Here is a 25,592-nt window from a genome sequence, read left to right as displayed (position 1 = left end):
GGCCTGTCGTTCGGATCAGGTCGGCCTGGCCCACGGTGCGTTGTCAGCCGACCCGAGCGGGGTGTGGTGCGTGCAGCTGCGAGGCGGAGGAGGGAGTCGACGCGGAGCGTCGGCGAGCGACGACAACGCCAGATGCGCGTGCCACACCCCGCGCCGCGCGGCATGATCCGAACGACAGGCCCTGGGTCACTTCGCGACCAGCCTGCGGGCCGCCTCCTTGATCGAGGCCCGCAGGCGCTCGCGGTCGCTGTCCTCGCCGCCGGCCACGATGCGCCGCATCTGCGGCACCGCGACCGTCCAGTTGGCGAGGGCGACGAGCAGGAGCAGCAGGTCGCCGGGCGGGATGGCGTCGGTGACGACCCCGCGGGCCTGGCCGTCCGCGAGCGCGCCGACCTTGCGCGCGTAGTGCTCCTGGCGGGCCGCCTCGTCGGGCAGCTCGGCGCTGCCGTACTCGATGCCCTCCCAGAAGAGCAGGCGGAGCAGCTCGGGGTGGGCGGCGTGGTAGTCGAGGAGGCGGTCGATCCAGCCGTCGATGTCGTCCGGATCGACCGGGACGGCCGCCGCCAGATCGACCATGCATCTGCCCAGGACCTGCGAGAACAGCTCCGCCTTGTTTCCGAAATAGGCGTAGATCAGCTGCTTGTTGGCCTTCGCCGCGGTTGCGATGCGGTCGATGCGGGCACCCGCGATGCCGTGCCGTGCGAACTCGGCGACGGCCGCGTCGAAGATGCGGCCCTTGGTCGCCTCGGGGTCCCTCACTGGTGCCATGGGGACAGGGTAGGGGCGCACAGGCAAGGAACCAACTATTTGGTTGACACGGAATTCCGTCCACTCGCAGACTGTTCCGGCATTGTCCAACCAACCAGTTAGTTGCTAGACCGGGCGCAAAGGGGTCTCCCGCTCATGCCGCAGCCAAGCACCGCCACCAGCCGCGAGGTCCGGGCATCCGCGCCCGGCAGGGGCACCCGAGCCCCAGGACTCCTCCTCGCCCTGATCGCCGCCTGCACCGCTGTCACCGCCGCGAACATCTACCTCGCGGCCCCGCTTCTCCCGCTGATCGCCCACGACTTCGGCGCCACACCCCAGGCGGAGGCCTGGATCGCCTCGGTCGCCCAGTTCGGCTACGCGGCCGGCCTGCTCTTCTTCGCCCCGCTCGGCGACGGCGTCGACCGGCGCCGGCTGGTCGGCGTGCTCTCGCTGGTGGCCGCGGCCGCGCTGGCGGCCGGCGCGGCGGCGCCCGGGAGCACCGCGCTCGCGGCCGCCGTCCTGGTGGCCTCAGCCGCCACCGTCGTGCCCCAGCTGCTGGTCCCGCTGGTGGCCGCCCGCGCCCCCGAGGACCGGCGGGCCCGTCATGTCGCCGCCGTCATAGCGGGGCTGTTCACCGGCATCGTGGCCGCCCGGGTCCTCGGCGGGCTGATCGGGCAGGCCTTCGGCTGGCGGGTGGTCTTCGCCGGTGCCGCCGTCCTGACCGCGCTGCTGGGGCTGGCCACCGCCCGGGCCCTCCCGGCGGAACACCGCCCGCGCCGCACCGGCCCGTTGTTCGGCGGGCTGACCTCGCTGCCCGGGATCGTCCGGCGCTCGCCCGACCTGTGGCGCGCGTGCGTCCGGCAGGCCGGGATGTACGGCGCCTGGAGCGCCCTGTGGACCTCCCTGGCACTGCTGCTGACCGGACCCCGGTACGGGATGTCGACCGCGGTGGCCGGGCTGTTCGGACTGTTCGGGCTGTCGGCGAGCGTGGTGGCCCCGCTCGCCGGCGGTCTCGTCGACCGCTTCGGCGCCTCCAGGGTCGTGCGCTCCGCGTACCTCCTGGCCGCCGTCTGCGTCCCGCTGTTCTGGCTGGGCGGGCATGTGCTCGCCGCGCTCTTCGCCGGTGCCGTCGCCGTCCACGCGGCCCTGGTCGCCGCGCACGTCGCCAACCAGACCCTGGCGCTGACCACCACTTCGGCGCCCGCGACCGCCAACACCGCCTACGTGGTGGCGAGCTTCGCGGGCGGCGCCCTGGCCTCCGCCCTCGCCGCCCCGGCCTACGACACCTGGGGCTGGGGCGGAGTGTGCCTGGTGGCCGGCGTCTGGCTGGCACTGGGCTGGGCGGCCACGGCGCTGCCCGCCCTCGGGCGGGCGGGACGCTGAGGGACCGGCCGCCGCAGGTGTGCGCCGGGGCGGGTGTCCCCGCCCCGGCGCACACAATGGCGTCACAGGCTGGTGACGTCGAGGTCCCCGTCGGCGTACCGCCTGCGCAGGACCTTCTTGTCGAACTTGCCGACGCTGGTCTTCGGCACCGCCTCCACGATCGTCCAGCGCTCGGGCAGCTGCCAGCGGGCGATGCGGCCCTCCTCGGCGAGGAAGGTGCGCAGGGTCTCGAAGTCCGCGCTGGCGCCCTCCCGGAGGACGACCGTGGCCAGCGGGCGCTCGCCCCACTTCTCGTCGGGCACGGCGACGACGGCGGCCTCGGCGACGTCGGGGTGGGACATCAGCGCGTTCTCCAGCTCGACCGAGGAGATCCACTCGCCGCCGGACTTGATGACGTCCTTGGCCCGGTCGGTCAGGGTGAGGAACCCGTCGGGGGAGATGGTGCCGACGTCGCCGGTCTTCAGCCAGCCGTCCTCGCTGAACTTGTCCGCCGGGCGCAGGGGCTCGGCGTCGGGGCCGTTGTAGTACGCGCCCGCGATCCAGTTGCCGCGCACCTCCAGCTCGCCCGCCGACTCGCCGTCCCAGGGCAGGCGCTCGCCGCCGGGGCCGGTGAGCCGGGCCTCGACGCCGGCCGGGAAGCGGCCCTGGGTGAGGCGGTAGGCGAACTCCTCGTCCGTGCCGACCGCGTGGGCCGGCGGGCGGGCGACCGTGCCGAGCGGGGAGGTCTCCGTCATGCCCCAGGCGTGGCAGACCCGCATGCCCAGTTCGTCGAAGGCCGCCATGAGCGAGGGCGGGCAGGCCGAGCCGCCGATGGTGACCTGGGTGAGCGAGGAGACGTCCCGGGGCTTCGCCTTCAGCTCGGCCAGCAGGCCCTGCCAGATGGTGGGCACGGCCGCCGCGTGGGTCGGCCTCTCCCGCTCGATCATCTCGGCGATCGGCGCGGGCTGCAGGAAGCGGTCCGGCATCAGCATGTTGACGCCGGTCATGAACGTGGCGTGCGGCAGGCCCCAGGCGTTGACGTGGAACTGGGGGACCACCACCAGGGAGGTGTCCTCGTCGGTCAGGCCCATCGACTGGGTCATGTTGACCTGCATGGAGTGCAGGTAGATCGAACGGTGGCTGTAGACCACGCCCTTGGGGTCGCCGGTGGTGCCGGAGGTGTAGCACATGGCGGCGGCCTGGCGTTCGTCCAGCTCGGGCCAGTCGTAGGTGGTGGGACGGCCCGCGAGCAGCTCCTCGTACTCGTGCAGCCGCGCGGCGGTGCCCGCCAGCGGGGTGCGGTCACCGGGACCGGTGACCACGATGTGCTCGACCGTGGGCATCTCGGGCAGCAGCGGGGCGAGCAGCGGGATCAGGGAGCCGTTGACGATGATCACGCGGTCGGCGGCGTGGTTGACGATCCACACCAGCTGCTCGGCGGGCAGCCGCAGATTGAGGGTGTGGAGCACCGCGCCCATCGACGGGATCGCGAAGTACGCCTCGACGTGCTCGGCGTTGTTCCACATCAGCGTGGCGACCCGGTCGTCGGGACGGATGCCCAGCTCGTCCCTGAGGGCGTTCGCCAGCTGCACCGCACGGGCCCCGGCCTCGGCGAAACTGCGCCGCTGCGGCTCGGCCTCCCCGGTCCAGGTGGTGATCTGGGACCGGCCGTGTACCAGCACTCCGTGTTCGAGGATACGGGTGACGGTCAGCGGTACGTCCTGCATGGTGCTCAGCACGGAGTCCTCCCGGGGCGGCGTCGCCTACGCGGTGGTAAGGGCTCCGCTGATTCTGCGCACATACCGCGCGGTATGTCACTAGGCGGTATGTCACTCCGGGCAGGAAAGCGCGGCTCTACCGCGCCAGCACCAGCTCGGGGTCCTCGCGCAGCTTCCCCAGCGCGCGCGACACCGCCGACTTCACCGTGCCCACCGACACCCCGAGCACCTCGGCGGTCTGGGCCTCGCTGAGGTCCTCGTAGTACCGCAGGACGACCATCGCCCGCTGCCGCGCAGGGAGTTTCGTTATCGCCCGCCACATGGCGTCGCGCAGCGCCTGACGCTCGGCCGGGTCGTCGCCGCCGGGCACGGGCTCCGGCTCGGGCAGCTCCTCGCAGGCGAACTCGTCCACCCGGCGCTTGCGCCACTGGGAGGTCCGCGTGTTCAGCAGCGCACGGCGCACATAGCCGTCGAGCGCCCGCTGGTCCTCGATCCGCTCCCAGGCCGCGTAGGTCTTGGCCAGGGCGGTCTGCAGCAGGTCCTCGGCATCGCTCGGGTTGGCGGTCAGCGAGCGCGCGGTACGCAGCAGGACCGGCTGACGGGCCCGCACATACGAGGTGAAGGAGGGGTACGTGAGGGTCTGCCGCGCTGGTGCGGCGGCGGCCGAGGCGCTGGTGCAGACGGGTGTGGTCATGGCTCCACGCTATGAGCGGGCCGCGCACCGGCGGATCGGCCGCAGGTCCCGAAGCAAGGTCCCCCTCAGGTTGTAGGGGTGGGGTCCGCTCCACCTCCTGAAGGTGGACTGCGGGTGCACACCGTCTCCGGGTCCGACCCTGAGCCGGGTGCGGTTCCCGGCCCCGCCCGGGGGCCGCACGGGGCCGTGGCCTCAGCGGTCGGCGGCCAGGACCAGGCCCGACGTCGGCACCCCGGTACCGGCCGTCACCAGGGTCCTGGCCACCCCCGGTATCTGGTTCACCGCAGTGCCGCGCACCTGGCGCACCCCCTCGGCGATGCCGTTCATCCCGTGCAGGTACGCCTCCCCCAGCTGGCCCCCGTGCGTGTTGAGCGGCAGCCCCCGCGCGGCCACGAAGTCCGCCGCCTCCCCCCTTCCGCAGAACCCGAACTCCTCCAGCTGCATCAGCACGAACGGGGTGAAGTGGTCGTAGAGGATCCCCACGTCGATGTCCCCCGGGCCGAGTCCCGAGGTGCGCCACAGCTGCCGGGCCACCGCGCCCATCTCCGGCAGTCCGGTCAGGTCGTCCCGGTAGAAGCCGGTCATCTGCTCCTGCGCCCGGCCCGCGCCCTGGGCGGCCGCCGCGATCACGGCGGGCGGCTTCGGCAGGTCCCGGGCCCGCTCCACGGAGGTGACGACGACCGCCTGCCCCCCGTCGGTCTCCTGGCAGCAGTCCAGCAGCCGCAGCGGCTCCACGATCCAGCGGGACGCGGCGTGTTCGGCGAGGGTGATGGGGCGGCCGTGGAAGTACGCGGCCGGGTTGGTCGCCGCGTGCCCGCGGCCGGCCACCGCCACGTGCCCGAAGACCTCCGGTGCCAGCCCGTAGGTGTGCAGGTACCGCTGGGCCGCCATGGCCACCCAGGAGGCCGGGGTGAGCAGCCCGAACGGCAGGACCCAGCCGAGCGCCACCCCCTCCGCCGAGGGCTCCCGGTGCTGCACCCCGGCGCCGAACCTGCGGCCCGAGCGCTCGTTGAAGGCCCGGTAGCAGACCACCACCTCCGCCACGCCCGCCGCCACGGCCAGCGCCGCCTGCTGCACGGTGGCGCAGGCCGCCCCGCCCCCGTAGTGCACCCGGGAGAAGAAGGACAGCTCACCCATGCCGCAGGCCTGGGCGACGGTGATCTCCGGGCTGGTGTCCATCGTGAACGTCACCAGGCCGTCCACGTCCGCCGGGGTGAGCCCGGCGTCGTCGAGCGCCGCGTGCACCGCCTCCACCGCCAGCCGCAGTTCACTGCGCCCGGAGTCCTTGGAGAACTCGGTGGCCCCGATCCCGGCGATCGCCGTGCGCCCGCCGAGGGTGTCGCTGGTGCGCAGGCTCATGACGCGTCCTCCGGGCCGGGTGCCGGGACCGTGACCGTCACCGTGCCGGTCACATGTCTGCCGATGCCGTTGGCGCCGACGACGCGCACGGTGGCGGTGTCGCCGTCGACCTCCTCGATCCTGCCGGTGAGCACCATCGTGTCCCCCGGGTAGTTGGGCGCGCCGAGCCGGATGGCGACCCGGCGGAGCACCGCCGTCGGGCCGAAGTGGTCGGTGACGTACCTGCCGACCAGGCCGTTCGTCGTCAGGATGTTCATGAAGACGTCCGGCGAGCCCTTCTGCCGGGCCAGCTCCGCGTCGTGGTGCACGTCCTGGTAGTCCCGGGAGGCGATCGCCCCCGCCACGATCAGCGTGCGCGTCACCGGGATCTCCAGCGCGGGCAGTTCGGTGCCCGCCGTCGGTGCCGTCGTCATTCCTCACTCCCCACTCGCGATCAACTCCCCCAGTTCCTGCAGCAGTTCACTGCCCGAGCCCAGGTGGCCGGCCAGCTGCCGGCCCCACAGGAAGTGCCGGTGCACCGGATGGCCGAGATCGGCTCCGGCCCCGCCGTGCAGATGCTGACCGGTGTGCACCACCCGCCGGCCCGCCTCGGAGGCCCACCAGGCCGCCGTCAGCGCGTGGCCGGCGTACGGCAGCCCGGCGTCCCGCCGCCAGGCGGCCTCGTACGCCGTGACCCGGATCGACTCGGTGTCCAGATGGGCGTCGGCGGCGCGGAGCTGGACCCCCTGGCGGGTGGCGAGCGGGCGCCCGAACTGCTCCCGGGAGTTGACGTGCGCCACGGCCCGCGCGAGCGACCCCGCGCACACCCCGGCCTGCAGCCCGGCGAAGGCCGTGCGGGCGGTGGCGAGGACGTCGGCGTAGGCGTCCGGCCCGCCCAGCGGCTCCGCCGGTGCCCGATCCAGGGTGAGGCGGGCGGCCGACCAGGGCGCCGTCAGCTCCACCGGGGTGATCCCGGTGCCCTCGCCGAGCGTGGCCAGCCACAGGCGCCGGTCCGCGTCGGCGACGAGCACATGGGTGGCGTCCCTCAGCCAGGGCACGGCCGGGACGGTGCCGGTGAGAGCGCCCGGCCCCGTGGCCCGCACCCCGCTCCGGGCCGGGAACGCCCCGGTCACCACCGCCGAGCCGGCCCCGAGGGCGGCCAGCAGCCGGTCCCGCTGCTCCGGCGTGCCGTGGGCCGCGAGCGCCAGGACGCCGTACACACAGGTCGCCGCGTACGGCACCTGGGCGGTCGTGCGGCCCTGTTCCTCCAGGAGCAGCACCAGGCCGAGCAGGCCCAGCTCCTCGACGGCGGCGGTCAGGCCCGCCGCGCACAGGGCCTTGAACAGCTCCGGGTCGCTGCCGGTGCCGGCGGCCGCCAACCGCTCGTGGCCGGTGAGGTCGCCGAGGATCCGTGCGGCCAGTCCGCGGGCCCCGGCCTGGGCCTCGGTGGGCGTGAAGTCCATCTCACCCCTCGCCTTCCACGGCCCGGAAGACCGGCAGGACCAGGGGACCCTCGGGGCCCTCGTCGTCGTACCGCCGGAACTCCACGCGCACGGGCAGCCCGATGCGCACCTTGTCGTGGGGGACCCCCACCACGTTGCTCACCATCCGCACGCCCTCGGCGAGTTCGACGAGGGCGACCGCGTAGGGAGGGTCGAAGGCCGGGAAGGGCGGGTGGTGCATGACGACGTACGAGTGGACGGTGCCCTCGCCGCTCGCCTCGACCGTGTCCCAGTCCGGGCAGCCGCAGCCGTTGCAGCCCGGCAGCCAGGGGTGGCGCAGGAGGCCGCAGTCCGTGCAGCGCTGGACCAGGAGCCGGTGCTCGGCCACGCCCTGCCAGAATCCGGCGTTGTCCCGGTTGACCACCGGGCGGGGGCGGGCGGCCCGGGGTTCCCGGGGGGCCGGGGCGTACTTGAGGATGCGGAAGCGGTGCGTACCCACCAGGTCGCCGCCGACCCGCACGTCCATGCGGGTCGTGACGAAGTGGCCCGTGCCCAGCTTCGTCGTCTTGCGGGCGGAGACCGACTCGATCACCGCGTCGAAGGTGACCTCGTCGCCGGGCCGCAGGGGCCGCAGGTACTCCTGCTCGCAGTCGGTGGCGACGACCGACGTACAGCCCAGGCCGTCCAGCAGGCCGAGCAGTTCGTCGTAGGCGCCGGTGCGGCCCTCGTGCCCGGACAGGCCGCCCATCGTCCACGCCTGGAGCATGGTGGGCGGGGCGACGGCGCCGGGCCCCGAGTACGCCGGGTTGGTGTCGCCCATCGCCTCGCACCAGTGCCGGATCATGGGCAGGTTGACCGGGTCCCGGCCCACGCCGGTGACGGCGGCGGGCCGCCCCTCGAACGCCCTGAGCCGCTCCTCCGCGTCCGGCCGCCCCTCGAACGCCCTGAGCCGCTCCTCCGCGTCCGGCCGCCCCTCGAACGCCCTGAGCCGCTCCTCCGCGTCCGGCCGCCCGGTCACCTGCGCCCCCTCGCCAGCCCGAGCCGCGTCGTCGCGACGATCTCCCGCTGCACCTCGCTCACCCCGCCCCCGAACGTGTTGATCTGCGCCGCCCTGTTCAGCCGCTCCAGCTCGCCGTCCCCGAACGCCCCCGGGGAACCGGAGCGGATCAGTCCGGCATCCCCGACGATCTCCTGACACATGCGATACGTCGTGACAGCCATTTCCGTTCCCGCGACCTTCACCGCGCTGGCGTCCCCCGGGGCCGGCCCGCCCGCCCCCACATCGCTCACCAGACGCCAGTTGAGCAGGCGCGACGCCGCGATCCGGGCATGCGCCTCGGCCGCCAGAGAACGCACCCAGGGCTCGTCGATCCGGCGCCGGCCCGTCACCGGATCGGGTGAACGGGCGGCGGTGAGCGCGGCGGCGAGGAAGTCCTCGGCCTGCATGCCGAGCGCGGCCAGCGCGACCCGCTCGTGGTTCAGCTGGCCGGTGATGAGCGCCCAGCCCCCGTTCTCCTCGCCGACCAGGCCGACGGCCGGGACGCGGACGCCGTCGTAGTAGGTCGCCGTCGTCGTCTGCCCGCCGACCGTCTCGATCGGCGTCCAGGAGAAGCCCGGGGCGTCGGTGGGCACGAGGAGGACGGAGATGCCCCGGTGCCGCGGGGCGTCCGGGTCGGTGCGGCAGGCGAGCCAGATCCAGTCGGCGTGCTGGGCGCCCGAGGTGAAGATCTTCTGCCCGTCGATCCGCCAGCCCTCGCCCTCGCGCACGGCCCGGGTGCGCAGCGAGGCGAGGTCGGTGCCGGCGGAGGGCTCGGTGTAGCCGATCGCGAAGACCAGGTCGCCGGCGAGGATCCGGGGCAGGAAGTGGGCCTTCTGCCACGCGCTGCCGTGCCGCATGAGGGTGGGTCCGACCGTGTTGAGCGTGACCATGGAGACCGGGGCGCCGGCCCGGTACGCCTCGTCGAAGAACACGAACTGCTCGTCCGCGCCCCGCCCCTGGCCGCCGTACTCGGCCGGCCAGCCGATCCCCAGCCAGCCGTCGGCCCCGATGCGACGCAACAGGGCGCGGTCGTCGCCCGCTTCGGGCCCGCTGTCCCGCAGCGCCCTGAAGTAGGCGCGCAGTTCGGCGCGCAGCCGCTGCTGGCGTTCGGTGGGGGCGAGGTGCACGGCGGAGCCTCCCGGCCTCGGAGGGACGTGCGTGAGCAGGTATCTGACTGTCCGTCAGTTACCTGGGAGGTGTCAAGGTGCCCCCGCACACGCCTGCGCGGCGGTACCGAAGCACCGCCGCGCGGACGTGTCGCGACCCCGAAGCACACTCCCCGAAGCCCCCCCGAAGCACCCCCCGAGGGCCCTCAGCGCGAGGAACCCCCGCCCCCGCTCACCACAGGCGGGTGAAGTGGACGGCCACGTTCCCGTTGCCCTGCTGGATGCCCGTGAACGCGGAGCCGTTGACCTGGGCGGTGTTGTTCTGGTTCGTCGCGCCCGAGCCGACCGCGCTCTGTTGCGTGGTGGACGAGTTCCCGTTGTTGTCGAGGCCCACCCCGCTGCCGCTGACGCTCGCCACGCCCGCGTTCGATCCGTCGCCCGACAAGGCGCCGTTGTTCGCCGCCGCGACGCCGCCGAAGAGGGCGGCTGCCAGCGGGAGAGCGGCGACGGCGGCGAGAACGCGGGCGGTACGGATGCTTGCCATGCTGTTCCTCCAGAACCAAGGACTCAGGCCCTAGGGCCCGTACGTGAACTACGGCTTGTCTCGGGGCGGTTGGCCGGCCGCCTCGACTGTCGTGGACGACGTCGCGCTCCAGAGTTGCCCAGCGGATCACCGGCGAACCACCCGGAAAGCCGCGATTCGCACGCAAGCGTGATGACAAGTCGATAAACCCCTGACGCCACCTTTTGGGCATCTCAAGCCCCACGACCCATGGCACAGGCGTTCGGCAGCCAAGCGACACAAGGGGCGAATCGTTCCCGCGCAATTCCGGCCAATCTCCCCGTACGGGCGCGTCGCCGGCGTCCTCCACTTCCCTTTTTCGAACATACGTACGAACATGGAGTCATGGCCACCACCGACCGGCAGGCCACGACGCTGGCCCTCGCACACGCCCTGTCAGCCGCCGAACGCGGCCTGGCCGTCATCCCCCTGTCCCGGACGAAGCTCCCGGCCCTGCGCTCCCCGCACCGCGACCGCCCCGGCCCCGCGGGACCGCCCTGCCACGGCGAGTGCGGCCGCTTCGGCCACGGCGTGTACGACGCCTCGGCCGACCCGGTCCGCATCCGCGAGATGTTCGCCGCCGCGCCCTGGGCCACCGGCTACGGCATCGCCTGCGGCCTGCCCCCGTACCACCTGATCGGCGTCGACCTGGACACCAAGTGCGGTACGGACTCCTCCGTCGCCCTGCGCGAGCTGGCCCTGCGCCATCTGTTCACGATCCCCGAGACGGTCGTCGTGCTCACGCCGAGCGGCGGCCGCCACCTGTGGCTGACCGGCCCGCCGGACGTCGCCGTACCGAACTCGGCGAGCCGGCTCGCCCCCGGCATCGACATCCGGGGCGCCGGCGGCTACCTCGTCGGCCCCGGCTCCCGCACCGACCACGGTGTCTACGGCACCGCCCCCGGCACCGCGCACCTGCCCCCCGCCGTCTGCCCGCCGGCCCTGCTGCGCCTGCTCGTGCCCCCGACCCGGAGCGGCCGGCACGCCCCGGCGCCACCCGGCGACCACGGCCGCGGCCTCGTCCACTTCGTCCTGACCGCCCACGAGGGCCAGCGCAACACCCGGCTGTTCTGGGCCGCCTGCCGCGCCTACGAGAACGGGCTCGGCCCCGCGCTGACCGACCCGCTCACCGAGGCGGCCCGGCACACCGGCCTGACCGAACGCGAGGCCCGCGCGACGATCGCCTCGGCGGCCCGGATGACGGGCCACCAGCCGTAAATCCCCAGGTCCCGGGCGCATGTGCCCGCCTGGGGTGGGCCCATGACCCTGACCAGCGTGGTCCTCACCTCGGGACGGTCCCTCGACCTCACCGAGCTGCACCTGTCGTCCACCTACGGCGGGCTGCTGGAGGGCTGCCCCTGCAAGGCGCTCAGGCGAGATGCGGATCACGGGACTGCTGCGCTCCGCGGAGCGGGCCGCCGCCGGCGCGCCCGTCCACCTGGTCCCGCCGCCGCGCGCGTACCCGGACGGGCAGGCCGGCACCTTCGGGCCGGTGGAGAAGCTGCCGCCCGTGGCTGCGTCGGAGCACGACCCGGTCCTCCACCGCTCCGTGCTCACCGTCGTCTGGTTCCAGTCCACCCCGAACGCCCCCTGCGGCGACACCGCGGTGACCGGTCTGCGCGCACTCCCCTGGGAGGAACTGGCCCGGGACCGCGAGCTGTAGCGACCGCGGGCCGCACGCACGAAGAAGGGGCACCTCGTGAACCGAGGCACCCCTTCCGGGCCGTGAGACCCGCCAAACTCCGCGGAGGCGGTGGGATTTGAACCCACGGTGACATCGCTGCCACGACGGTTTTCAAGACCGTTCCCTTAGGCCGCTCGGGCACGCCTCCCCGCGGCTGCCGCGGACCGGCAGCGCGGGTACACATTACCGGCCCGGGCCCGGCCGCGGTGGCCCGGTGCCGCGGCGCGCGACCGTAGTTCGCGCGCCGGCCGGGCTCAGCTGTCGCCGACCCGGGCGCCCAGCGTCAGGTCGACCGTGTGCTCCTGGCCGCCCCGCTTGTAGGTGATCGTGACCTTGTCGCCGGGCTTGTGGGTCCAGATCTCGCCGATCAGCGTGGGACCGCTGTCGATCACCGAGTCGTCGAGCTTGGTGATCACGTCACCGGGCTTGAGGCCGGCCTTGTCGGCCGGGCCGCCCGACTCCACCGCGGAGGCGCCGCCCGCGCCCTGGTCGGTGATCTTCGCGCCGTTGGTGGAGTCCTCCAGCGAGACGGACGCGCCGATCTTCGCGTAGACCGGCTTGCCGGTCTTGATCAGCTGCTGGGCCACGTACTTGGCCTGGTTGATCGGGATGGCGAAGCCGAGGCCGACCGAGCCGGACTGGCCGCCGCCGAAGCTGCCGCTGTTGGTGGACTGGATGGCCGAGTTGATGCCGATGACCGCGCCGGAGGCGTCCAGCAGCGGGCCGCCGGAGTTGCCCGGGTTGATGGACGCGTCGGTCTGCAGCGCGCTCATGTACGACGCCTTGCTCGTGGAGCTGCCGTCGCTGGAGGCCACCGGGCGGCTCTTGGCGCTGATGATGCCGGTCGTCACCGTGTTGGACAGACCGAAGGGCGCACCGATGGCGATGGTCTCGTCACCGACGGCCACCTTGTCGGAGTCGCCGAGCGCCAGCGGCTTGAGGTCCGAGGGCGGGTTCTTCAGCTTGATGACCGCAACGTCGTAGCCCTGGGCGTGGCCGACGACCTCGGCGTCGTACTTCCTGCCGTTCGGGAACGTCGCGCTCAGCTTGCCGCCGTCGAGGGCGTCCGCCACCACGTGGTTGTTGGTGACGATGTGTCCCTGGGTGTCGAAGACGAACCCGGTGCCCGTGCCGCCCTCGCCGTTGGTGCCCTCGGCCTCGATGGTGACCGTGCTGGGCAGCGACCGGGCGGCCACGTTGGCGATCGTGCCGGGCGCGCGCTTGACCTGCGCGGCGCTGTTGTCGGAGGCGGAGACGGTGGTGGACCCGCCGTTGTCGTTGTCCCTGGCCAGGGTGTAGCCGATGCCGCCGCCCAGACCGCCCGCGGCCAGCGCGGCCACCAGGACCGCGGCGACCAGGCCGCCGCGCCCGTTGCGCGGCTTGGGAGCGGGCTGGTGGTACGACGCGCCCCAGCCGCCGCCCGCGCCGCCGCTGCCCGGGTCGCCGTAGGCGGGCGTGCCGGGGGGCGGGGGCGGCCAGGCGCCCTCAGGACCGGCGGGCGGCGGCTGGTGGCCGCCCGGAGCCTCCTGGGCGTGCGCGGTCGGCACGGGGCCCTGCGGGGGCGCCGCCGGGGCGCTGCCGGGTACCGGCGGGAGGGGAGCCGTCGGCTCGTGCCCGCCGGGCGCGGAGCCCTGCGGGGACGCGTCGGAGGAGGCCACCGGCACGGGAGGTGCGGACGGGGCCGGGGGTACCGCGTTGCCCTCGTTCTCGGTGCTCACAGCTCTTCTCCTCGATCCACGACTGTTCTTCTCGGTCGCACTCGGTCACGCTCGTTCACGATCGGCGGGGGCGGTCACGCTTCTCGTGGCCCGTCGCGATGTCGCTGCGCATGTGTTCCGTGTTCCAGTTTGTATGCAGTCAGCTTTTCCCACGGGCCGTCAGAGCACCATAAGCGGTGGCTGTGGGTCCAGGGCCACCCTTTACATAGGGCATTACGGGCAAAAATTATATAAATGACTAGCGTGCACGTCCGGGTTCGTCGCGCGGACGCATGAGCGCCGCCACGCGTACCCCGTGACGGTGGCACCATGACGCGGTGACCCACGCACCACACCTCTCCGTCCAGGTCGTCGCCCACCGGGGCGCCTCCGAGGACGCGCCCGAACACACCCTGGCCGCCTACAAGAAGGCGATCGAGGACGGCGCGGACGCCCTCGAGTGCGACGTGCGGCTGACGGCCGACGGCCACCTGGTCTGCGTCCACGACCGGCGCGTGAACCGTACCTCCAACGGCCGCGGCGCCGTCTCAGCCCTGGAGCTGGCCGATCTCGCCGCCCTGGACTTCGGCTCCTGGAAGAGCCGCGACGCCTGGCGCGGCCGGGACGAGGAGCCCGACTGGGAGCACCGGCCCGAGGACCGCGAGGAGACCTCCGTACTGACCCTGGAACGACTGCTGGAACTGGTGTCGGACGCCGGCCGGCGCGTGGAGCTGGCCATCGAGACCAAGCACCCGACGCGCTGGGCCGGCCAGGTCGAGGAGCGGCTGCTGGCCCTGCTCAAGCGGTTCGGGCTGGACGCCCCCGCCTCGGCCGCCGAGTCCCCGGTCCGGATCATGAGCTTCTCGGCGCGCTCGCTGCACCGCGTGCGTGCCGCGGCGCCGACCCTGCCCACGGTCTACCTGGTGCAGTTCCTCTCGCCCCGGCTGCGCGACGGGCGGCTGCCCGCGGGCGTGGGGATCGCGGGGCCGTCGATCCGCATCGTGCGAAGCCACCCCGGCTACGTGGAGCGGCTGAAGCGGGCCGGCCACCAGGTCCACGTGTGGACCGTGAACGAGCCCGAGGACGTCGACCTGTGCGTCCGGCTCGGTGTCGACGCCCTCATCACCAACCGCCCGCGCGCGGTACTGGACCGGCTCGGCCGCTGAGATCCGGCCGTTCGGCAGCCGCGCGTGAGCGCTTCGTCACAGGGTGTGCTCCGGCGCGTTCGCTCCGTGTGCGGCCGTTTCGAATGCGTCACCGGAAGGGGATTGGCCGGTTTCCGGTTCAGGCCGATGGGGCATCCACACCGTGGCGTGGGGCAAAGGAGGTCTCGGGGGTGGCGTTGGTGGTGGCACAGGAGGTGCCCACGTCGTCGAGCATGGCCGTACCCCATGGCCCGGCGGGCGTGGGGAAGGCGAGGCGCCGGATGCGCGCGCAGCTGCGCGGCGGCGGCGTGTCGGAATCGGTGATCGACGATGCCGTACTCATTCTTTCCGAACTGCTGAGCAATGCCTGCAAGCACGGGCGGCCACTGGGCGACGTGCCGGCCGGGGACGGTGACGTGCTCGCCGCGTGGCGGGTCGACCCACGGGGCCGGCTCGTCGTCGAGGTGACGGACGGCGGCGGTCCCACCCGCCCGGCTCCGGCAACCCCGTCGGTGACCGCGCACGGCGGCCGGGGACTGAACATCGTCACGGCCCTCGCCGACGACTGGGGCGTCCGCGACGACGTCCGCGGCGAGGTGACGGTCTGGGTGGTGGTCAACGGGGACGTCCACGATCCCGACGCGAGGTGCCGCCGCGACCATTTCGCTACGCGCGTCACCGCCCCCTCGCTGCCGGAGCCGGCCGGCCTGGACTTCGCGGACGCCTTCGAGGACCTGGGCTGAACCCCAGAGAGACGGACGCCTTCGAGGACCTGGGCTGAACCCTGCTGGACCCCAGAGAGACGGCCGGTACACGCCGGGACCGTCCACAGGTTCACACCACCGGCGTCGAGCGCGCGTGCGTTGTCCACAGGTTCCCGTCGCAGGTGGCCTGAACGGCTAGGCTCCCGCCGTACCAGAAGAGCCGTAACCGGGAGACACCCACGATGGCCAAGAAGCGACCTCAGACGAAGGCCGAGCGCCCGCAGCTCACGGACGGAGAGATCCCGGTTGTCGGCGCACGCGAGCCCTGCCCCTGCGGCAGCGGCCGGCGATACAAGGCGTGCCACGGCCGGGCCGCCGCGCACGCCGTGACCGAGCTGGTGCAGCGCCCGTTCGAGGGACTGCCGGGCGAGTGCGACTGGGTGGCGCTGCGCGAGCTGGTGCCCGCCGCGACGGTCGAGCTGACCCTCAAGGGCGGCCTGCCCGAGGGCGTCCCGTCCGTCAGCCTCGCCACCGTGCTGCCGATGGCCTGGCCCGCGCTCCGCCGCGACGACGGCTCGGTCCTGCTCGGCCTGCAGAACGACACGGCGTCCGGCGACATCAGCCGCGACCTCGGCGACACGCTCCAGCGGGCGCTCCAGGCCGAGCCCGGCACCCCGGTGCAGGGCCGCCGGGCCCCCGCCGAGGCGCCCCGGCTGCAGGACCTGATCGACGCCGGCGCGGCTTTCGAGCCCGTGGTGCACAGCGGGTTCGAGTTCTGGGTGCCGGACGCGGACAACGCCACCCCGGAGGTGGCCGCCTCCCTGGAGCGGGCCAACGCCGCCGCGATCCCGACCGTCCGGCTGTCCGGCGTGGACGCCGCGTACTGGTGCGAGACCCCGGAGAAGAACCACCTGCGCTGGGTCATGCCGCATCCGGAGGAACAGCTTCTGGACGCTCTCGCCCGGCTGCACGCGGCGGGCCGCTCCAGCCTCGGCGAGGGCACCCGGCTGGTGGGCTCCTTCCGTGCTCACGGCCTCACCGTGCCGGTCTGGGACCTGCCGAGCGAGGTCACGGCGGACGACGTGGAGAAGCCGGCCGCCGAGTTCGCCGAGCGTCTCGCCGCCGCCCTCGCCGCCACGGAGCCGCTCACGGCGGACGAGCGCCGGGCGCGCGGCGGGCTGACCAACCGCCAGGTCACCCTCAGCTGACGCCCCCGCGCGCGGGTGTCACGGCTGAACGGTCGGTCAGCCGTGACACCGGGCCGCCGGGCAGGTGACTCCTGTCACAACTCCCCGTTCCGACAGGGAAATCGGTGGCCGAATGGCTGAGACGGAATTTGCGAACCGCCGATCTCTTGTTACCGTTCCAGTAGCCCGGTTGCTGGTGCATCCCCCGTCGCCAGCAACCGGGTCTTTCCATGTCCGCGTCCGGCGTACAACGCGCGGCCCGGTGTCAACTCCCGTTCGGCCCGTCGGAGTTGCTTCCCGAGCGCAACAGCAGCGCGCCGTCGCGGCCGCGCTCGGCGAACTCGGCCACGGCCGTGTAGGCGTCCGGTCCGCCCCGGCTGTGTTCGCGCGGCGTCTCGCAGGTGGCGGGCTCGTCGTCGGCTCCCGTGTCGCAGCGCGTCTCCACGGTGTGGCCGCCCGGTCCCATGAGGGTGAGCACGGAGTCCAGCGACTCGCCGGTGGCGTTGCGGTAGTAGGTGCGCGCCCAGGTGTCCGTGCCCTGCGTCAGCACACAGGTCTGCGCCTCGATGCCGTCGGGCGAGCTGAGTCCGGGGCCGCAGCGGGCGGCGGTGGCGAGGCCCAGGCCGAGCAGGAGGGGCGACCTGCCGGGGGTGGCGGTGGGGTCCTTGGCGTCGCCCCTGCGCGGGGCCGCGGGCGCGGGGGTCCGGCCCCCGTCGCCCACCTGCCCCGCGAACGCCACGGCCAGCGGCAGCACGACCGCGGCCGTCACGACGCCCGCGAGGGCGAGCAGGCGCAGCCTTCGGGGGTCGGGCCCGCCGCCGGGCGCCCGCCGGGTGCCGTGTCCCCCAGGAAATCGCAGCATGAGCGGAAGATAACGAGCGCGGGGCGCCCGCCCGCCCCGCGCGCGCCCGACACCCCTACAACTCGGGCGCGCTCACACCCGTACGAGTGAGGGCGTCGACCACCGCGTCCACCACGGCCTCGACGTCGGGCACCCAGGGCGCGGCCGAGCCCGGCAGCGGGGCACGCTCCCAGCGGACGGCGCCCTGACCGGTCTCGGAGGGGGGCAGGGCGATGTAGCCGCCCTCGCCGTGGAAGCGCAGGGAGCCGGGGACGAAGTCCTTGGCGTACAGCAGTTCGCCCAACTGCTCCATGGAGTACGGCTTCACGAGCAGCGCCCAGCGGGTGGGCGCGGCGATCACTGGGCCGAGGCGCATGCCACGGCGGTCGAGCAGGGCGAGGGCCCGGGAGGCGGCCAGCGCCGGCAGGCTGACGGCGCAGGGCGCCTCGCCCCCGGTGGCCAGCACGATCGGCGCGCCCGGCCGGTTGGTCCACCACCAGCGCACCATGCGCGCGTCGGTCGTGGCCGCGAGCAGGCCGGGGTCGAAGGGGTGGGCGCCGGGCACCGTGCACTCCGGGTCGGGGCAGCCGCAGCGGGCCCGGCCCTGCGGGTCCGGGGCCACACCCGGGAGTACGGGCCACTGCCATTCCGTCGCGAAGGTCAGGGCCGCGCTGATCAGCTCAGGCCTCCCGTCGTTCCGCCTGGACAGGAGCCTGCGTCGCCTTCCGAGGATCTCGCGCATGAGCGCTCGTTCCTTTCCGTTGCACCGCTGGCAACACCGTGGTCCACATCACGTCATGTGTCGATCACTTCACTGTGCGTACCTGTTGGCGCATCACACCCCTGCGCACGGCATGGGGTCCCCAAGGGGTCGAGCGTAGGCCGCGTCCGCGTCCATGGTGCGTCTGCCAAAAGCACGGGTGCGGCGTGGGGTGGCGAAGTATGGCGTTTTCCGTCGCGCGTGTTTCTCTCCGCCTCCGCCACGGGAGGATGGGGCTCGGCCGTCGGTGGCTATGACGCCCGGGTCCGTCGCCAGGTTCCGGGTGGTCCCCAACCACCCCTGGCCTTCTCCGAGTACGTACCCATCACGACCGCTGTGACGCTCCGTGGAGCAAGGCCAGTCGACCGCAATGAACCGATACCTGAGGCAGTTTTCAGCCAACTTGGCAGTAAGGCAAGGGGTTCCGGCAAAACCCTCGTCGGCACCATGGACACCGGGAATCCCCGCAGGACAATGCTGGACATCCCCTCTCGAGTGCGTGTACATGTGGAGACACTGCTAGCGGTGCAGAATGACATGGGGGTTTGCGATGCTTTTCAGCAATACGCACCGGTCCGAAAGCCGGACGCCATGAACGCCCCGCACCCTCCGAAAGTGGCTGGAATCGATCCGGCTGTTCCGACGCCCGCACACACTGTCGCGCCCTCCCCCGCACCGAACCCCGCCCCGGCCGCCGCCGCGGTCCCCGCCCCGCACGCCCCCGCACCCGGCACCGTCCTGCAGGACCGACTGGCCGGCTGGGTCTCGGACCTGACGACCCTCCACGAGCTGACCGAGCGGCTCGCCCGCACCAGCACCCTGGAGCCCGCCCTCGACGAGCTGCTGCGCGCCGGGGCCGCCCTCGTCGGCGCCCGCCGCGGGCTCGTCGTGCTGGAGCCGGACGACGGGCTCGGCCCCACCACCTCCCTCGGTCTGGGCCTCGGCCGCGCCGACCTCGGCCACATCGAGACCGTCCCGCCGGGCGCGCTGCCGTACGACTCCGGGACGGCCGGGGAGATCGTCCACCCCGACCTGTTCGCCGAGGACGGCCTGGACCCGCGGCACCGCGAGGTGGCCGCCCGCCTCGGCTATGCCGCCAGCTACGCCCTGCCCCTCGCCGGCGAGTCCGCCGGCCGCCTCGGCGCCGCCGTCTGGTTCTACGACGAGCCCGCCGCGCCGGACGAGCGCCGGCGCCACCTCGCCGGCCTCTACGTCCGCCACGCGGCCGAGCACCTCGCCCGGCTGCTGGAGGTGGAGCGCACGCGCGCGTGCATGGCGACCATCGCCGAGGAACTGCTGCCCTCCCGGCTGCCCCGCGTGGCCGGCGTCCAGCTCGCCGCCCGGCACCGCACCGGCTCGCGCGGCGGCGGCGACTGGTACGACGCCCTGCCGCTGCCCGACGCGGCCCTCGGCCTGTCCGTCGGCTCCGTCACCGGCTCGGGACCGAGCGCGGTGGCCGCCATGGGCCGGCTGCGGGCCTCCCTGCGCGCGTACGCCGTCATGGAGGGCGAGGACCCGGTCGCCGTCCTGTCCGACCTGGAGCTGCTGCTGCGGCTGACCGAGCCGGCCCGCTCGGCCACCGCGCTGTTCGCCTACTGCGAGCCCGCCCTGCGCAAGGTCACCCTGGCCGGTGCCGGGCACAGCCCGCCGCTGCTGATCGGCGACCGCCGCACCGGGTTCGCCGAGACCTCCGTGTCCGCGCCGCTCGGCATGCTCGCCTGCTGGGAGGCGCCCAGCGTGGAGATCCAGGCCGAGCCGGGCGAGACGGTCCTGCTCTACACCGACGGGCTGCTGCACCGCACCGGCGACCCGATGGACCGCGCCTTCACACGGCTGCACGCCGCCGCCGGGAGCGTCCCGCGCGCGCTGCGCCAGGATCCCGGCGCCGTCGCCGACCACGTGCTGCGCACGGTCCTGCCGAACGGCCTGGACAGCGCCGACAGCGAGGAGGACGTCGTCCTGCTGGCGGCACGCTTCGACTGACGCCCCGGTTGGCATGAGCAGGCATAACAGGGCATCCGGCCCGGGTCACGCCCCGGTACGACCGTACGATGATGGTGGTCCCCGCTCGGCCACAAGCAGGAGCGCCGCGGGCCCCGGGGGAGATCAGCAGGCGTATCGAGGAGGATCACGTGTCCGACGAGCTCAACCCGGTCGTACCCGACACCGCTACCGCGGAGGGTCCGGAGACCGAGGCCGAGGAGCCCATCAAGCAGCGGAAGAACGGCCTGTACCCGGGCGTCTCCGACGAGCTTGCCGAGAACATGAAGTCCGGCTGGGCCGACACCGAGCTGCGTGACCTGAAGCCGATCGCGCAGGCCGCCGAGACCGCCCGCCGCCGCGCCGAGCTCTCCGCGCGCTTCCCGGGCGAGCGCCTGGTCGTCCCCGCGGGCAACCTGAAGACCCGCTCGAACGACACCGAGTACCCCTTCCGCGCCTCCGTCGAGTACGCGTACCTCACGGGCAACCAGACCGAGGACGGCGTCCTGGTCCTGGAGCCCCGCGGCGAGGGCCACGAGGCCACGATCTACCTGCTTCCCCGCTCGGACCGCGAGAACGGCGAGTTCTGGCTCTCCGGCCAGGGCGAGCTGTGGGTCGGCCGCCGCCACTCCCTCACCGAGTCCGAGGCGCTTCTCGGCATCCCCGCCGCCGACGTGCGCGAGCTGGCCGACCAGCTGCGCGAGGCCACCGGACCGGTCCGCGTGGTGCGCGGCCACGACGCCGGCGTCGAGGCGGCCCTGACCGACAAGGTCACGGCCGAGCGCGACGAGGAGCTGCGCGTCTTCCTCTCCGAGGCCCGCCTGGTCAAGGACGAGTTCGAGGTCGGCGAGCTGCAGAAGGCCGTCGACTCGACGGTCCGCGGCTTCGAGGATGTGGTGAAGGTCCTCGACAAGGCCGAGGCCACCTCCGAGCGCTACATCGAGGGCACGTTCTTCCTCCGCGCCCGCGTGGAGGGCAACGACGTCGGCTACGGCTCCATCTGCGCCTCCGGCCCGCACGCCTGCACCCTGCACTGGGTCCGCAACGACGGCCCGGTCCGCTCCGGCGACCTGCTGCTGCTCGACGCGGGCGTGGAGACGCACACGCTGTACACCGCCGACGTCACGCGCACGCTGCCGGTCAACGGCACGTACAGCGAGATCCAGAAGAGGATCTACGACGCCGTGTACGACGCCCAGGAGGCCGGTATCGCGGCCGTGAAGCCGGGCGCCAAGTACCGCGACTTCCACGACGCCGCGCAGCGCGTGCTCGCCGAGAGGCTCGTGGAGTGGGGCCTGGTCGAGGGCCCGGTCGAGCGCGTCCTGGAACTGGGCCTGCAGCGCCGCTGGACCCTGCACGGCACCGGCCACATGCTCGGCATGGACGTCCACGACTGCGCGGCCGCCCGCGTGGAGAGCTACGTGGACGGCACGCTGGAGGCGGGCATGGTGCTCACCGTCGAGCCGGGCCTGTACTTCCAGGCCGACGACCTGACGGTGCCGCGGGAGTACCGGGGCATCGGCGTCCGCATCGAGGACGACATCCTCGTCACCGCGGACGGCAACCGGAACCTCTCGGCGGGCCTGCCGCGCCGCTCCGACGAGGTCGAGGCGTGGATGGCGTCGCTGAAGGGCTGATACGACACTGATGGCCGGGCACCCGTGTGGTGCCCGGCCATTCGCGTGCCCAGGGGGAGGCTTCTCGTGGAGGACTTCTGGTCCGGTGTCGGCGTCGACCTGCATCTGGAACCGGACTCGGCGGACGGACGCCGGGCGGGGCTCGAACGGGCCCTCAGGGACGCCGTCCGGGACGGCCGGCTCGCGCCCGGCACCCGGCTGCCGGCCACCCGGCGCCTCGCGGCCGACCTCGGTGTCTCGCGGGGCACCGCGAAAGCGGCGTACGACCAGCTGGTGGCGGAGGGATACCTGACCGCGCGGCAGGGCTCCGGCACCCGGGTCGCCGCCCTGCCCGCCTCGCCGGACGCCGAGGCGCCGCGGACGGACGCAGACGCGCGTGCCCCGCGTTTCGACCTGCGCCCCGGCAGCCCGGACGTCGGCGCCTTCCCCGCGGCGGCCTGGCTGCGCGCCCTGCGCCGGGCCATCGCGACGGCGCCGTCACTGGCGTACGACTACGGCGACCCGCGCGGCCGGATCGAGCTGCGCACGGCGCTCTCCGGCTACCTGGGCCGGGCCCGCGGGGTGCTCGCGCCCCCGGAGCGCATCGTCATCACCTCCGGGTACGTGCAGGGTCTCGCGCTCCTCACGCGCGTGCTGGACGGCGCGGGCGTCGCCATGGAGGACCCCGGGCTGGCGTTCCACCGGGAGGTGGTGCGGCGCAACGGCGGGACCGTGCTGCCGGTGCCGGTGGACGCCCGCGGAGTGCGGGCCGGGGACCTCGCCGAGGCGGCCGCGGTGGTGGTCACCCCGGCCCACCAGTACCCGACCGGGGTCACCCTGCATCCGGAGCGGCGGCGGGCGCTCGGCGACTGGGCACGCGCGCGGGGCGGGCTCATCGTCGAGGACGACTACGACGGCGAGTTCCGTTACGACCGCCAGCCCGTGGGCGCGCTGCAGGGCATGGCGCCCGGCCAGGTCGTCTATCTGGGCACCGCCTCCAAGACGCTCGGCCCCGCGCTGCGGCTCGGCTGGATGGTGCTGCCGCCCCACCTCGTCGACGCCGTCGCCGACGCCAAGCTGCACAGCGACCACCACACCGAGACCATCGGCCAGCTCGCGCTCGCAGAACTGATCGACAGCCACGCCTACGACCGGCACGTGCGCGCCTGCCGGCTCCGCTACCGGCGCCGCCGCGACCAGCTGCTGGACCGGCTCGGCCCCGCCCGGGGCGTGCGCGGGATCGCGGCGGGGCTGCACGCGCTGATCGAGGTGCCCGACGAGGCCGGGGCGCTCGCCCGCGCGCGGGCGGAGGGCCTCGCGCTCGGCGCCCTCGGCGACCACTGGCACGCGCCCGGCCCCGGCCGCCCGCAGGGCCTGGTCGTCGGCTACGGCACGCCCCGCGAACGGGCGTATCCACAGGCGCTGGAGGTGCTGGCGAAGGTGCTGGAAATGGGCCACTGAGACAGCCGTGGATTGGGACTCACCAAGGGTCCACAGGCCTCCTAACGTCCTCGGTATGACGAACCGTCCGCAGCGTCTCCTGGCCCTCGCCCAGCTCGCCAACTCCGTCGGCGACGGCGCCTATTACGTGACCTCGGCGCTGTACTTCACCCAGGTCGCCGGGCTCGCCGCCGCGCGCGTGGGGCTCGGTCTGACCCTCGCCTGGGCGTTCGGGTCACTGGTCGGGGTGCCGCTCGGGCGGCTCGCCGACCGGCGCGGACCGCGCGGCACGTCGGTGCTGCTGGCGCTGGGAACCTCGGCGGCGGTCGGCTCGTTCCTCCTGGTGCGGGGCTTCGTGCCGTTCGTCCTCACCGCCTGCGGCTACGCCGCCGCGCAGTCGGGTCTGGCCGCGGCCCGGCAGGCACTGCTGGCGGGGCTGGTGCCGGCCGGGGAGCGGACGGGGCTGCTGGCGCGGCTGCAGTCGACGCTGAACGGCGGGCTCGCGGTGGGCGCGGCCCTCGGCGGGCTCGCGCTGAGCGCCGGGACGGCGGCGGCCTACCGGGGGGTGTTCGCCCTCGACGCGGTGTGCTTCCTGGTGTGCGCGCTGCTTGTGCTGCGGCTGCCCGGGGTGTCGGCCGCCGGCGCCACCGGGGGTGGCCGTCGGCTCGCGGTGCTGCGCGACCGGCCGTACACGCTGGTCGCGTCGCTCAACGCCGTCCTGCTGCTGCGGCTGCCGCTGCTCAGCCTGGCGCTGCCGCTGTGGATCACCGAACGCACCGGGGCACCGGCCTGGCTGGCCTCGGCGCTGTTCGTCCTCAACACCGGTGCGGTGACGCTGTTCCAGGTGCGGACGGCCCGTTCCGTGACGGGGCTGGGCAGCGCCGTGCGGGTGCTGCGCCGGTCCGGGCTGGTGATGTTCGCGTCCTGCGCGGTGTTCGCACTCTCGGCGGGGCGCTCCGCGTGGCCCGCCGCGGCCGCCCTGGTGGCCGGTGCCGTGCTGCAGGTCGTGGCGGAGATGCAGCAGTCGGCGGGCGCCTGGCAGCTCTCCTTCGATCTCGCCCCGGCCGACCGCATGGGCGAGTACCAGGGCTTCTTCGGCACCGGTGTGACCGTCGCCCGCACCCTCGGCCCGCTGGTGGTCACGTCCCTGCTCCTCGGCTGGGGCACCCCCGGCTGGCTGCTGCTCGGCGCGCTGATGCCGGCGGCGTCCTGGGCCATGGGTCCGGCCGCGCGCCGGGCGGCCCGCCACCGCGTGCCCGCGCCCGCCGCGGAACTGCCCGCGCGGGTGTGACGCCCGGCCGCCGGACTTGGACTCAGAGGGCGGGGTCGCGGTCGTGCAGGATGCGCTGGAAGAGCCGGCAGTCGCGCCACTTCCCGTCGATGTGCAGGTAGTTCGGGGCCATGCCGATCCGCTCGAACCCGCACTTCACCAGCACCCGCTGCGAGGCGGCGTTGTCCACCAGCGTGGAGGCCTCGATCCGGTGCAGCCCCACCGTGTCCCGCGCGACCCGGCAGACCCGCTCCACGGCGGCACTCGCCAGCCCCCGCCCCTGCCGGTCGACGGCGACCCAGTACCCCAGGTACGCGCTGCAGAAGGGGCCCCGGGAGATCCCCGTCAGGGTCACGGCCCCGGCGATCCGGCCGTCCGCCGCCTCGAACACGAAGGGCACCGCGGCCCCCTCGGCGAACTGCCGCAGCAGCCCCTCGACGCGCTCCCGCTGCCCTTGGACGGTGAAGAAGGAGTCCGGTCTGACCGGCTCCCACGGCCTGAGATGGGCGCGGCTCTCGGTGTAGGCCGCGGCCAGCGCTCCCGCGTCGGCGGCGGCGAGGAGCCGCAGCGTCACACCGGCCGATATCTCCCCGTCCTCGATGCGCATGCCGCCACTATGCCCGGCCGTCACGCCGTGAGGAGCGAAGGATCCGTCTTCCACTTGAGGATCTTGTCGAAGCTGACCACCGTCCCGCTGCGGCCGGGCTTGGCGCCGATGTGGACGTGGTCGGCGAGTTCCCGGATCAGACAGAGCCCGCGACCGTGCTCGGAGTCCGTGCGGGCGGGCCGGATCTCCTGGGTGCGGGTGAGACCGGGTCCGGAATCGGCCACCTCGATACGGCACTTCTCGCCGTCGAGGTACGCGGTCACCCGGTACGCCTCCGAGAAGCCGCCGCCGGGGGCGCCCCCGCCGTGCTCGACGGCGTTCGCGCAGGCCTCGGTCAGGGCGACGGACAGGTCGTAGGAGATCTCCGGGTCCACGCCGGCCGTCTCCATGGTGCCGATCAGCAGCCGCCGCGCGAGCGGCACACTCGCGGCCTCGCACCGCAGATGGAGTGACCACCAGATGCTCATGCTCCAGCCTCCTGGCTGCGGCTCGACATACCGTTACGTATTGCCGCGCGTAGGTGGCCGTAAGCACTCCGTCGATGTGTCTCCGCCCATACGGTCGATGCGCTCCGGGAGGAATCGGTGTATGAGGGACGTACCCTCGGCCCTGCCGTAGGACGTCCGTAAGCGCAGTGCGATGATGAGCGCGCC

General features: G+C 73.7%; 24 protein-coding genes and 1 tRNA gene. 10 read left to right on the top strand and 15 right to left on the bottom strand.

Translation table 11 applies throughout. The features are described from left to right. Nucleotides 1-186 precede the first annotated feature (186 nt). Nucleotides 187-768, bottom strand: a complete 582-nt coding sequence (locus ACZ7FF_RS10955; RefSeq protein ID WP_470811279.1) for a TetR/AcrR family transcriptional regulator — start codon at nucleotides 766-768, stop codon at nucleotides 187-189. A 135-nt stretch (nucleotides 769-903) separates the two neighbouring features. Between ACZ7FF_RS10955 and ACZ7FF_RS10950 the strand changes: the two genes are divergently transcribed. After that, a complete protein-coding gene (locus ACZ7FF_RS10950; protein WP_470811277.1) occupies nucleotides 904-2,130 on the top strand; it encodes an MFS transporter in 1,227 nt (408 codons plus the stop codon). Between the two features lie 62 nt (nucleotides 2,131-2,192). Here ACZ7FF_RS10950 and ACZ7FF_RS10945 read toward each other — a convergent pair whose 3' ends face one another. The 8 genes from ACZ7FF_RS10945 to ACZ7FF_RS10910 form a co-directional block, all read right to left on the bottom strand. Then, nucleotides 2,193-3,848 carry a long-chain fatty acid--CoA ligase gene (locus ACZ7FF_RS10945; protein WP_470811275.1) on the bottom strand — a complete coding sequence of 552 codons (1,656 nt, stop codon included), beginning with the start codon at nucleotides 3,846-3,848 and terminating at the stop codon, nucleotides 2,193-2,195. A 115-nt stretch (nucleotides 3,849-3,963) separates the two neighbouring features. Then, nucleotides 3,964-4,521 carry a SigE family RNA polymerase sigma factor gene (locus ACZ7FF_RS10940; RefSeq protein WP_470811273.1) on the bottom strand — a complete coding sequence of 186 codons (558 nt, stop codon included), beginning with the start codon at nucleotides 4,519-4,521 and terminating at the stop codon, nucleotides 3,964-3,966. Nucleotides 4,522-4,713: 192 nt separating this feature from the next. After that, nucleotides 4,714-5,880: a lipid-transfer protein gene (locus ACZ7FF_RS10935; RefSeq protein WP_470811272.1), complete on the bottom strand. Its 1,167-nt coding sequence runs from the start codon at nucleotides 5,878-5,880 to the stop codon at nucleotides 4,714-4,716. Continuing rightward, nucleotides 5,877-6,293 (bottom strand): MaoC family dehydratase, encoded by a 417-nt coding sequence (locus ACZ7FF_RS10930; RefSeq protein ID WP_470811270.1) that lies wholly within the window; start codon nucleotides 6,291-6,293, stop codon nucleotides 5,877-5,879. The genes ACZ7FF_RS10935 and ACZ7FF_RS10930 overlap by 4 nt, the downstream gene beginning before the upstream one ends. A 3-nt stretch (nucleotides 6,294-6,296) precedes the next feature. Continuing rightward, on the bottom strand, nucleotides 6,297-7,322 hold the full coding sequence (locus tag ACZ7FF_RS10925; protein ID WP_470811268.1) for an acyl-CoA dehydrogenase family protein: 1,026 nt from the start codon (nucleotides 7,320-7,322) through the stop codon (nucleotides 6,297-6,299). Between the two features lies 1 nt (nucleotide 7,323). Further along, on the bottom strand, nucleotides 7,324-8,172 hold the full coding sequence (locus ACZ7FF_RS10920) for a bifunctional MaoC family dehydratase N-terminal/OB-fold nucleic acid binding domain-containing protein (RefSeq protein WP_470811462.1): 849 nt from the start codon (nucleotides 8,170-8,172) through the stop codon (nucleotides 7,324-7,326). Between the two features lie 143 nt (nucleotides 8,173-8,315). Next, complete coding sequence (locus ACZ7FF_RS10915; RefSeq protein WP_470811266.1) at nucleotides 8,316-9,467, bottom strand: acyl-CoA dehydrogenase family protein; 1,152 nt, start codon at nucleotides 9,465-9,467, stop codon at nucleotides 8,316-8,318. Between the two features lie 211 nt (nucleotides 9,468-9,678). Continuing rightward, entirely contained in the window at nucleotides 9,679-9,990 is a 312-nt protein-coding gene (locus tag ACZ7FF_RS10910; RefSeq protein ID WP_470811265.1) for a hypothetical protein, read from the bottom strand. 363 nt (nucleotides 9,991-10,353) lie between these two features. On the opposite strand from ACZ7FF_RS10910, the gene ACZ7FF_RS10905 reads away from it, so the two are divergent. Together ACZ7FF_RS10905 and ACZ7FF_RS10900 are read left to right on the top strand one after the other, a co-directional pair. Then, the gene (locus tag ACZ7FF_RS10905) at nucleotides 10,354-11,226 is read left to right on the top strand and encodes a bifunctional DNA primase/polymerase (protein ID WP_470811263.1); all 873 of its coding nucleotides are present in this window, start codon (nucleotides 10,354-10,356) and stop codon (nucleotides 11,224-11,226) included. A gap of 160 nt (nucleotides 11,227-11,386) precedes the next feature. After that, nucleotides 11,387-11,671, top strand: coding sequence for a hypothetical protein (locus ACZ7FF_RS10900; protein WP_470811261.1), 285 nt, complete (start codon nucleotides 11,387-11,389; stop codon nucleotides 11,669-11,671). An 82-nt stretch (nucleotides 11,672-11,753) separates the two neighbouring features. Here the strand turns inward: ACZ7FF_RS10900 and ACZ7FF_RS10895 are convergent. Together ACZ7FF_RS10895 and ACZ7FF_RS10890 are read right to left on the bottom strand one after the other, a co-directional pair. Next, nucleotides 11,754-11,840: transfer RNA gene (locus tag ACZ7FF_RS10895), tRNA-Ser, on the bottom strand. Nucleotides 11,841-11,946: 106 nt separating this feature from the next. Further along, entirely contained in the window at nucleotides 11,947-13,410 is a 1,464-nt protein-coding gene (locus ACZ7FF_RS10890; RefSeq protein ID WP_470811260.1) for a S1C family serine protease, read from the bottom strand. A gap of 317 nt (nucleotides 13,411-13,727) precedes the next feature. On the opposite strand from ACZ7FF_RS10890, the gene ACZ7FF_RS10885 reads away from it, so the two are divergent. The 3 genes from ACZ7FF_RS10885 to ACZ7FF_RS10875 all read left to right on the top strand — a co-directional run bounded on the left by ACZ7FF_RS10885 (nucleotide 13,728) and on the right by ACZ7FF_RS10875 (nucleotide 16,446). Next, entirely contained in the window at nucleotides 13,728-14,555 is an 828-nt protein-coding gene (locus ACZ7FF_RS10885; RefSeq protein ID WP_470811258.1) for a glycerophosphodiester phosphodiesterase, read from the top strand. A gap of 83 nt (nucleotides 14,556-14,638) precedes the next feature. Continuing rightward, nucleotides 14,639-15,277, top strand: a complete 639-nt coding sequence (locus ACZ7FF_RS10880; RefSeq protein WP_470811256.1) for an ATP-binding protein — start codon at nucleotides 14,639-14,641, stop codon at nucleotides 15,275-15,277. A gap of 203 nt (nucleotides 15,278-15,480) precedes the next feature. Next, nucleotides 15,481-16,446, top strand: a complete 966-nt coding sequence (locus tag ACZ7FF_RS10875; RefSeq protein WP_470811254.1) for a DUF5926 family protein — start codon at nucleotides 15,481-15,483, stop codon at nucleotides 16,444-16,446. Between the two features lie 244 nt (nucleotides 16,447-16,690). Here the strand turns inward: ACZ7FF_RS10875 and ACZ7FF_RS10870 are convergent, their stop codons facing one another. Both ACZ7FF_RS10870 and ACZ7FF_RS10865 read right to left on the bottom strand, forming a co-directional pair. After that, on the bottom strand, nucleotides 16,691-17,287 hold the full coding sequence (locus tag ACZ7FF_RS10870) for a hypothetical protein (protein WP_470811252.1): 597 nt from the start codon (nucleotides 17,285-17,287) through the stop codon (nucleotides 16,691-16,693). Nucleotides 17,288-17,342: 55 nt separating this feature from the next. After that, nucleotides 17,343-18,008, bottom strand: a complete 666-nt coding sequence (locus ACZ7FF_RS10865; RefSeq protein ID WP_470811250.1) for a bifunctional DNA primase/polymerase — start codon at nucleotides 18,006-18,008, stop codon at nucleotides 17,343-17,345. A gap of 492 nt (nucleotides 18,009-18,500) precedes the next feature. Here ACZ7FF_RS10865 and ACZ7FF_RS10860 point away from each other — a divergent pair, with 492 nt between their 5' ends. The 4 genes from ACZ7FF_RS10860 to ACZ7FF_RS10845 all read left to right on the top strand — a co-directional run bounded on the left by ACZ7FF_RS10860 (nucleotide 18,501) and on the right by ACZ7FF_RS10845 (nucleotide 24,353). Then, on the top strand, nucleotides 18,501-20,009 hold the full coding sequence (locus ACZ7FF_RS10860) for a PP2C family protein-serine/threonine phosphatase (RefSeq protein WP_470811461.1): 1,509 nt from the start codon (nucleotides 18,501-18,503) through the stop codon (nucleotides 20,007-20,009). 149 nt (nucleotides 20,010-20,158) lie between these two features. Next, nucleotides 20,159-21,643 carry an aminopeptidase P family protein gene (locus ACZ7FF_RS10855; RefSeq protein WP_470811248.1) on the top strand — a complete coding sequence of 495 codons (1,485 nt, stop codon included), beginning with the start codon at nucleotides 20,159-20,161 and terminating at the stop codon, nucleotides 21,641-21,643. Nucleotides 21,644-21,709: 66 nt separating this feature from the next. Next, a complete protein-coding gene (gene pdxR, locus ACZ7FF_RS10850; RefSeq protein WP_470811246.1) occupies nucleotides 21,710-23,083 on the top strand; it encodes a MocR-like pyridoxine biosynthesis transcription factor PdxR in 1,374 nt (457 codons plus the stop codon). A 55-nt stretch (nucleotides 23,084-23,138) separates the two neighbouring features. Continuing rightward, entirely contained in the window at nucleotides 23,139-24,353 is a 1,215-nt protein-coding gene (locus ACZ7FF_RS10845) for an MFS transporter (RefSeq protein WP_470811245.1), read from the top strand. 22 nt (nucleotides 24,354-24,375) lie between these two features. On the opposite strand, the gene ACZ7FF_RS10840 is transcribed toward ACZ7FF_RS10845, so the two are convergent. Beyond that, nucleotides 24,376-24,939, bottom strand: a complete 564-nt coding sequence (locus tag ACZ7FF_RS10840) for a GNAT family N-acetyltransferase (RefSeq protein WP_470811243.1) — start codon at nucleotides 24,937-24,939, stop codon at nucleotides 24,376-24,378. A gap of 20 nt (nucleotides 24,940-24,959) precedes the next feature. Then, nucleotides 24,960-25,406, bottom strand: a complete 447-nt coding sequence (locus tag ACZ7FF_RS10835; RefSeq protein ID WP_470811241.1) for an ATP-binding protein — start codon at nucleotides 25,404-25,406, stop codon at nucleotides 24,960-24,962. Between the last annotated feature and the right edge of the window lie 186 nt (nucleotides 25,407-25,592).

Source organism: Streptomyces sp. NPDC037126 (assembly GCF_055605965.1).
The sequence above is the reverse complement of the archived record's forward strand: the minus strand, read 5'-3'. Positions and strand labels throughout refer to the sequence as shown.

Bases quoted from the DNA above. Each gene is read 5' to 3' on its own strand.
- ACZ7FF_RS10955 (WP_470811279.1), bottom strand. From the start codon at position 768: ATGGCACCAGTGAGGGACCCCGAGGCGACCAAGGGCCGCATCTTCGAC.
- ACZ7FF_RS10950 (WP_470811277.1), top strand. From the start codon at position 904: ATGCCGCAGCCAAGCACCGCCACCAGCCGCGAGGTCCGGGCATCCGCG.
- ACZ7FF_RS10940 (WP_470811273.1), bottom strand. From the start codon at position 4,521: ATGACCACACCCGTCTGCACCAGCGCCTCGGCCGCCGCCGCACCAGCG.
- ACZ7FF_RS10935 (WP_470811272.1), bottom strand. From the start codon at position 5,880: ATGAGCCTGCGCACCAGCGACACCCTCGGCGGGCGCACGGCGATCGCC.
- ACZ7FF_RS10930 (WP_470811270.1), bottom strand. From the start codon at position 6,293: ATGACGACGGCACCGACGGCGGGCACCGAACTGCCCGCGCTGGAGATC.
- ACZ7FF_RS10925 (WP_470811268.1), bottom strand. From the start codon at position 7,322: ATGGACTTCACGCCCACCGAGGCCCAGGCCGGGGCCCGCGGACTGGCC.
- ACZ7FF_RS10910 (WP_470811265.1), bottom strand. From the start codon at position 9,990: ATGGCAAGCATCCGTACCGCCCGCGTTCTCGCCGCCGTCGCCGCTCTC.
- ACZ7FF_RS10905 (WP_470811263.1), top strand. From the start codon at position 10,354: ATGGCCACCACCGACCGGCAGGCCACGACGCTGGCCCTCGCACACGCC.
- ACZ7FF_RS10900 (WP_470811261.1), top strand. From the start codon at position 11,387: ATGCGGATCACGGGACTGCTGCGCTCCGCGGAGCGGGCCGCCGCCGGC.
- ACZ7FF_RS10880 (WP_470811256.1), top strand. From the start codon at position 14,639: ATGCGTCACCGGAAGGGGATTGGCCGGTTTCCGGTTCAGGCCGATGGG.
- ACZ7FF_RS10875 (WP_470811254.1), top strand. From the start codon at position 15,481: ATGGCCAAGAAGCGACCTCAGACGAAGGCCGAGCGCCCGCAGCTCACG.
- ACZ7FF_RS10870 (WP_470811252.1), bottom strand. From the start codon at position 17,287: ATGCTGCGATTTCCTGGGGGACACGGCACCCGGCGGGCGCCCGGCGGC.
- ACZ7FF_RS10865 (WP_470811250.1), bottom strand. From the start codon at position 18,008: ATGCGCGAGATCCTCGGAAGGCGACGCAGGCTCCTGTCCAGGCGGAAC.
- ACZ7FF_RS10860 (WP_470811461.1), top strand. From the start codon at position 18,501: ATGCTGGACATCCCCTCTCGAGTGCGTGTACATGTGGAGACACTGCTA.
- ACZ7FF_RS10845 (WP_470811245.1), top strand. From the start codon at position 23,139: ATGACGAACCGTCCGCAGCGTCTCCTGGCCCTCGCCCAGCTCGCCAAC.
- ACZ7FF_RS10840 (WP_470811243.1), bottom strand. From the start codon at position 24,939: ATGCGCATCGAGGACGGGGAGATATCGGCCGGTGTGACGCTGCGGCTC.
- ACZ7FF_RS10835 (WP_470811241.1), bottom strand. From the start codon at position 25,406: ATGAGCATCTGGTGGTCACTCCATCTGCGGTGCGAGGCCGCGAGTGTG.